General features: G+C 60.9%; 8 protein-coding genes. 1 reads left to right on the top strand and 7 read right to left on the bottom strand.

All coding sequences use genetic code 11. The features are described from left to right. Window positions 1-935 (bottom strand): PLP-dependent aminotransferase family protein (locus U9R81_RS13480; RefSeq protein WP_322495957.1); only part of this gene is annotated, 935 nt, incomplete at its 3' end. Window positions 936-1,152: 217 nt separating this feature from the next. Beyond that, window positions 1,153-2,109 carry a D-2-hydroxyacid dehydrogenase gene (locus U9R81_RS13485; RefSeq protein ID WP_322495958.1) on the bottom strand — a complete coding sequence of 319 codons (957 nt, stop codon included), beginning with the start codon at window positions 2,107-2,109 and terminating at the stop codon, window positions 1,153-1,155. A gap of 415 nt (window positions 2,110-2,524) precedes the next feature. Between U9R81_RS13485 and efp the strand changes: the two genes are divergently transcribed. Next, window positions 2,525-3,094, top strand: coding sequence for an elongation factor P (efp, locus tag U9R81_RS13490; RefSeq protein WP_322495959.1), 570 nt, complete (start codon window positions 2,525-2,527; stop codon window positions 3,092-3,094). A gap of 73 nt (window positions 3,095-3,167) precedes the next feature. Here efp and groL read toward each other — a convergent pair whose 3' ends face one another. The 5 genes from groL to U9R81_RS13515 form a co-directional block, all read right to left on the bottom strand. Continuing rightward, the gene (groL, locus tag U9R81_RS13495; RefSeq protein WP_322495960.1) at window positions 3,168-4,805 is read right to left on the bottom strand and encodes a chaperonin GroEL; all 1,638 of its coding nucleotides are present in this window, start codon (window positions 4,803-4,805) and stop codon (window positions 3,168-3,170) included. A 5-nt stretch (window positions 4,806-4,810) separates the two neighbouring features. Then, window positions 4,811-5,104: a co-chaperone GroES gene (locus U9R81_RS13500; protein WP_322495961.1), complete on the bottom strand. Its 294-nt coding sequence runs from the start codon at window positions 5,102-5,104 to the stop codon at window positions 4,811-4,813. Window positions 5,105-5,160: 56 nt separating this feature from the next. Then, window positions 5,161-5,691 carry a DoxX family protein gene (locus tag U9R81_RS13505; protein ID WP_322495962.1) on the bottom strand — a complete coding sequence of 177 codons (531 nt, stop codon included), beginning with the start codon at window positions 5,689-5,691 and terminating at the stop codon, window positions 5,161-5,163. 191 nt (window positions 5,692-5,882) lie between these two features. Further along, window positions 5,883-6,023 carry a hypothetical protein gene (locus U9R81_RS13510; RefSeq protein WP_322495963.1) on the bottom strand — a complete coding sequence of 47 codons (141 nt, stop codon included), beginning with the start codon at window positions 6,021-6,023 and terminating at the stop codon, window positions 5,883-5,885. Between the two features lie 485 nt (window positions 6,024-6,508). Then, window positions 6,509-6,841 carry a hypothetical protein gene (locus U9R81_RS13515; protein ID WP_322495964.1) on the bottom strand — a complete coding sequence of 111 codons (333 nt, stop codon included), beginning with the start codon at window positions 6,839-6,841 and terminating at the stop codon, window positions 6,509-6,511. Window positions 6,842-6,982: the final 141 nt, after the last annotated feature.

Here is a 6,982-nt window from a genome sequence, read left to right on the forward strand (position 1 = left end):
ATCGCTGCGGCCATGACGGCGCACTTGGCGGCGTAGTGCTGGCGCAGCGCGGCGATGTGCCGCTCAAGCCGGCCTGCGGCGCTGAAGCGGGCGACGACGCGGGTGATGAAGGGGCCGGTAGTGCCTTCGGCTTTGACCATGAGCAGGCGGTCGATGATTTCACGGCGGGCATGCACCCAGCCGATGCGCAGGCCGGGAGCGAGAATCTTGGAGTAGGTGCCAACGCGGATGACCCAGCCTTCGTGATCGAGGGCGGCCAGCGAGGGCAGCGGTTCGCCGGCAAAGCGCAGATCGAGGTAGGCGTCGTCTTCGACCACCGGCACGCCGTATTCGGCGGCGAGCGCCACCAACTGCCGGCGGCGTTCGAGGCTGAGGGTGACGCCGGTCGGGTTGTGGAAGGTGGGAATGGTGTAGATGAACTTGGGCCGCCGGCCTTCGGCGGTGAGACGGCGCAAGACATCGGCTAGCACCGCGACATCCATGCCGTGCTCGTCAACCGGCACTGTCACCAGCCGGGCGCCGCTCTGGAGGAACCGCCGCACTGCGCCGAGGAAGCTCGGCCCTTCAATAATCACCACATCCCCCGGATCGACAAAGATTTCGGGCAAGAGGGCCAGAATCTGGCCGGAGCCATACCCCACCAGCACCTGTTCGGGTTGGGCTGCAACCCCCTCGGCCCGCAGACGATCCACGATTTGGCCGGTCAGACCGGGGTAGGACATAGCGTAGTTGAGCGACTCGGCGGCCTCGTAGGCCAGCACCTCGGCGGCGGCGGCCATCAGCTCGGCGCGGGGGAAGAGGGCGGGGTCGGCGAGGCCGTAGGCAAAACTGATCACTGGACGGGCCAGCTCGCCGGCAGCGCCGAAGAGCGGCGGCGTCACCTCGCGCACGCGGGTGGCGAACAGACCGATGAGACGGTCGGCGGTTGAAGTCATGAAAGTATACTCCTTCAGCAACGTAAAAGGCACAGAGCGAGCAGAGACGCAAAAAGTTTAAACGCAAAGGCGCAGAGGAAGCTAAGAATGCCAAGGTTTTAACGCAAAGGGCGCAAAGTATTTTGTATGGTGGGGCACAAGCGCGCTGGTACCATTCCCGAAAAACCTTCGCGATCGCTGCGCCCTTTGCGCCTTTGCGTTTCCCGTTTTTGCGCCTTCAGTATCCGGCCTGTTTGTCAACGACGTTGATCATCGGTTCGTTATGTACAAACGCCCGCAGATTCTGGGCGAAGATATCGAGCGTGCGGGCGCGAATATGCGGCGAACTCCACGAGATATGCGGCGTGACAAAGACGTTTGGCAGCTCCCAGAAGGGGCTGTCGGGCGGCAACGGCTCTTGGGCGAAGACATCGAGGCCAGCACCGGCGATGCGGCAATCGCGGAGGGCGGCGATCAAGGCGGCTTCGTCAACGATTTCGCCGCGGGCAATATTGATGAGGTAGGCATCTGGCTTCATCAGCGCCAGCTCTGCTCTGCCAAACATGCCGCGCGTCAGAGGAGTCAGCGGCGCTGCGATGACGACAACATCGGCCTCCGGGAGGAGTGATCTCCATTCCCCCTCGCCAACCACCCGCTCGACGCTAGGCATGGGGCGCGGGTTGCGGCGCGATCCCCACACCCGCATGCCGAAGGCGCTGGCCCGTTCGGCGATGGCTTGGCCGATCTGGCCGAGACCGATGATCAGCATCGTCGTGCCGGCCAATTCGCGCAGTTGCATATCTTGCTCGCGCCACTGGTGCGCGGCTTGCAACTGGTGCAGACGGGCGGCTTGCTTGACGTGGCTGAGGGCGAAGAGCATGACGAATTCGCTGCTCGGGATGGCATGCACGCCAGCGGAGTTGGTAACGATGATGTCGCGCTCGACAATTTCAGGAATGAGCGAGCCATCCACGCCGGCGCGGGGAATGTGGAGCCAGCGTAGGGCCGGCATCTGGCGCACCAAGCAGGCCAACTGCTCGGTCGTGAAAAACCAGCGCAAGAGCACGTCAGCATCGGCGATCGGCGCTTCTGGTTCACCGTGCTGATCGTACCACACAATGGTCGCCTGCGGCGCAACGGCCTCAATCCGGGGGAGGAGTTCATCGCGCAGCAGACCGGGCAAAACGAGCTTCATGGAGTCTCCTCAAGGATGGGTGATGGAACGATGCCAAGGGTATTGTACCCAATCTGCGGAAAAAGCTGATCAGTCAAGAGAACGGTTTATGGAGGGAGACGGCGCAGAGGGAGTAAAGGCGCAACGAGTTTTAACGCAAAGGCGCGAAGAACGCAGAGGGCGCAAAGGTTTTTGGGAATGGTATCAGCGCGCTTGTACCCAACCTAAAAATACTTCGCGCTCTTGGCGTCCTTTGCGTCTTTGCGTTAAGACTCGTTGCGTACCTTTACGGAGCCGGACAGCCATCCGGCGCTACTGCGTCGTTACTTGCGCAGAATCGCGTTTCCGCCTATAGTGATAGCATTCGCCGGGAAGCGAAGCCTGCCCGGCTTGTGTTATATTGTCGCAAAAAAGTTATCACGAGGAGCATATTGGCATGGCAGCGGGAACGACCTCAGATCTGCGCAACGGGATTGTGATTCGCTACAACAACGACCTCTATCAGGTCATCGAGTTTCAGCACGTCGCACCGGGCAACTGGCGCGCGTTCGTGCGCATGAAGATGAAGAGCCTGACCACCGGCAAGGTGATTGAAGATCGGGTGCGGGCCGGGGCCGAAATTGACATCGTGCGCATCGAGCGCCGCCCGATGCAGTACCTCTATCGCGAGGGCGATAGCTTCATCTTTATGGATAACGACACCTTCGACCAGATTCCGGTCTCGGCGGAGCTGGTGGGTGACGCGGCGAAGTTTATGAAAGAGAACGAAACTGTCGAGCTGGTCTACGACGCTGAGAAGGAAACGATCATCGGCGTCGAGCTGCCAATATTCGTCAACCTGAAGGTGGTGGAGACGACGGTGGCGGTGCGCGGCGACACAGCGACCAACGTCACCAAGCCGGCTACGCTGGAGACGGGAGCGGTGATTGAGGTGCCGGCGTTCATCAACGAGGGTGATGTGTTGAAGATCGATACCCGCACCGGCGAATATATCACGCGGGTGTAACGATACCGCATAGCAGAATCGTATGGGGCCGCACATCTGTGCGGCCCCATACGATCATCGGGACATTACCGGATTAGAAATCGTCGTCCGGCACTGGCGGCGTATTGCTGTTCTTCTTGGGTTCGGGCGCATCAACGATCAACGCCTCGGTGGTCAAGACCATCCCAGCGACGCTGATCGCATTCTCGAGCGCGGTGCGCACCACTTTGGCCGGGTCGATGATGCCAACTTCCATCAGATCGACGTACTTGCCGGTCATCACGTCATAGCCGAAGTGGTTGTTGTTGCGCTTGCGTTGCTCGTTGCGCACATTCTCGACCACTACTGAGCCATCCTCGCCAGCGTTGATCGCAAGCTGGCGCAGCGGCTCTTCGAGCGCGCGGCGGAGGACATTGAGCGCCATGCGCTCCTCTTCAAACTGGGTAGTGACGTTATCGAGCGCCGGGATGGCGTTGAGCAAGGCAACACCACCACCGGGTACGATCCCCTCCTCAACCGCAGCGCGGGTCGCGTTGAGCGCATCTTCGACGCGGGCCTTGCGCTCCTTCATTGCCGGCTCGGTCGGCGCGCCAACCTTAATCACGGCCACGCCACCCGACAGCTTCGCCACCCGCTCTTGCAGCTTCTCGCGATCGTAATCCGAGGTCGTAGTCTCGATCTGCTGCTTGAGCTGGGCAATGCGGGCTTGGATGGCTTGCTTGTCGCCGTGACCCTCGACGATCACAGTGTTATCCTTGTCGGCCTTGACGCGGCGGGCGCGGCCAAGGTCTTGCAAGGTCGCGCTCTCGAGCTTGCGGCCAATCTCTTCGGAGATGACAGTACCGCCGGTGAGGATCGCGATGTCTTGCAGCATCGCCTTGCGCCGGTCGCCGAAGCCGGGGGCCTTCACCGCCAGCGCGTTGAGCGTCCCGCGCAGCTTGTTGACCACCATCGTCGCCAACGCCTCGCCGTCCACATCCTCGGCAATCACGAGCAGATCCTTCTTACCGCTGTTCAGCACCGCCTCGAGGATGGGGAGCAGATCCTTGATCGAGCTAATCTTCTTATCGGTAATCAGGATGTAAGGTTCGTCGAGCACCGCCTCCATGCGGGCCGAGTCGGTGATGAAGTAGGGCGAGATGTAGCCGCGGTCGAATTGCATACCCTCGACCAGCTCGTGCTCGAGATGGGTGCTCTTGCCCTCTTCGACCGTCACCACGCCGTCGCGGCCAATCTTATCCATGACGGTCGCCAGCAACTCGCCAACCTCAGCATCTTGAGCCGAGATGGTCGCGACATTGCGGATCTCATCGCGGGTCTTGAGGGTGATCGCCTGCTCTTTAATGCGGGCGACCAAAGCTTGGCCACCCTTATCGAGACCGCGCTTGAGCAGCATCGGGTTGGCGCCGGCAGCTACCAGCTTCAAGCCCTCACTGATAATCGCTTGGGCCAGCACGGTCGCCGTAGTCGTACCGTCACCAGCGACATCGTTGGTCTTAACAGCGGCCTGCTTGAGCAGTTGCACACCAAGGTTCGCGAACGGATCCTTCAGCTCAATCTCTTTTGCGACGCTCACACCGTCGTGGGTGACGGTCGGCGCGCCCCACTTCTTATCGAGAGCGACATTGCGGCCACGGGGGCCGAGGGTCGTCTTCACCGCGAGGGCAAGGGTGTCGATACCGTGTTTCAGCGCAGTGCGGGCTTGCTGATCGAAGATCAGTTGCTTCGCCATATCGCTTACTCCTCAATGATACCGAGAATATCCTTCTCTTGCAGGATCAGATACTCTTCCTCATCGATCTTATACTCAGTGCCGGCGTACTTGGCGTAGAGCACGTGTTGGCCAACCTTCACGCTCATCGGGATGAGCTTGCCGTCGTCAGCGCGCCGGCCCGGCCCAACCGCAATCACCTCACCCTCCATCGGGCGCTCTTTGCTCGCGGTATCGGGCAGAAAGATGCCGCCTTTGGTCTTCTCTTCCCGCGGCTTGGGTTTCACCACTACCCGGTCATGCAACGGTCGAACTTGCACAGGTAACCTCCTGTTGTCTGAGTGCGGGGCGCCGCGCGGGCGACGCCCCGGTGCGACTAGCTAGCAGCTTGCCCAGCGCTGCGCGGTGTCGCCAGCGGCTGGCGTTGCCGGCTAAGCAGCGCGAAGGCAACAGCAACCAGCACGAGGATCAGGCCGATCCAGAAGGTCTGCGGTTGCGGCAAAGCGATGCCGAGCACGCGGTCAAGCGAGTAGGCGCCGGGAGACCACAGCCCCATCACCGCCGCCAGCACCGCGAGCACAAGGCTGTACTCGCTGCCGCCCTTGCTGATCCACAGGCCATGCGACCAGTGGACGAGGGCAATCGCCGCGATCATCACGGCGATGATCGCCAACGGACCGATCGGATGGAGCAGGCCGAGGGCGAAGAGCAAGCCGCCGCCGAACTCAGCCAGACCAGCCATCAGCGCCCACGAGCGCGGCGCGCGCAGGCCCATGCTTGCCAGCCACTCAGTGGTAGCGCGCAAGCCTTGGCCGCCAAACCAGCCAAACAGCTTTTGCGCACCGTGGCCCATCATCAGTAAGCCGATGACCACTTGCAGGATAAGCAGGCCAAGATCCATCGTCATCGCGTACCACCTCCTTGATCGCCAACGCACAGCAGCGTAACGCTCACGCGCTTCGCTGTACAGCGATGATGATGCAAACAGGCGTACACTGAGTAAATAAAGAAGCGATGTTAGATCGCTATCAGCGGAGTGTTAGTAATGTGTTAGAACTAGCTCGGCGCAAAAGGGGGAAACGCAGGCAAGAAAGCTCATTAGCGATACAGCGCTTGCCCGATCAGCAGCGCCACACCGATCAGAAATGCGATCACGACCACGATCAGCAGGCGCAAACAGCGACTGTTTCGCCATACCGTGTAGTCGCAACGCCAGTGAGGGGAAGATTGATGACGCATCTGCCGTGCCCCTAACTCCACCCCCTTCCCCGCTAGGGTGCAAGGGCGGATAGAACATCCGATCCGGTACCTAGCCCGCAAGGGCTAGGCTACTATTACGAAGCCCGCTGCGCGGGCTACTGGCCCTCACCCCCGACCCCTCCCACGCTGGGGGAAGGGTGATGGGGAGCGCAGTACAGGGTTTTACGGCATCACACCGCGATCAACAGTTGTGCTCAACCACATGTTCTGTCAGCCCCTTAACTCGCTGCGGGAGAGGAGTCGCAACGCCGGTGAGGGGAAGATTGGTTGTTCATACGTATGTTAAAAGAGAGGGACGAGGCAAGAGTTGCTATCAGTATACCATTGCTGCGGCACCAACTACCATTGCAACATCTGCTATGAAGGCACCGAGACCGCACGCATAGGATATCTGGGATCATCATCGCCCCGGTGATGTACGAGACGCTACCGGGACGATGATGATTGATGCTGCGGAGGGAGCGTTACGGCTGCGCACGCAGACCCATCTGCGATTCGCACAAGAACGGCGGTTGGTTACGGCCGCTGTGGTAGGGGTAGAGCTGATCGCCAACCCGCAACAGAATGTGCAAACCTTCAATTAACACCTGAATGTAGACCATACCGGGCTGCGGGCAACCCAGCGCGCCATCAGGCCACGTCACCTCCTCAACCGAAGCCACCTCAATCGCAGCAACATCAATCCCTAACCGCTGGGCGAGATCGCGCCTCGCCGCATCAATCTGGCGCTGGATAAAGCCATCAAACGGCGGCGTCAACGGCTGAGCATTCAGCGTAGGAACCGGCGGAATCGACATGGGCGTCTCCTTGATCGGCAAAACGGTTGGCGCCAACGTCGCCGCCGGCGCAGCGGTTGGCGGCAGAACAGCCGGTGTCTCGGTGGCGGTGGGAGCCGGCGGTGCGGTGGGATTGGCAGGCAACGGCGTCGCCGTTGGGTC

Origin of the sequence: Chloroflexus sp., assembly GCF_034435895.1 — a bacterium.
In the GTDB taxonomy this organism is placed as follows: Bacteria; Chloroflexota; Chloroflexia; order Chloroflexales; family Chloroflexaceae; genus Chloroflexus.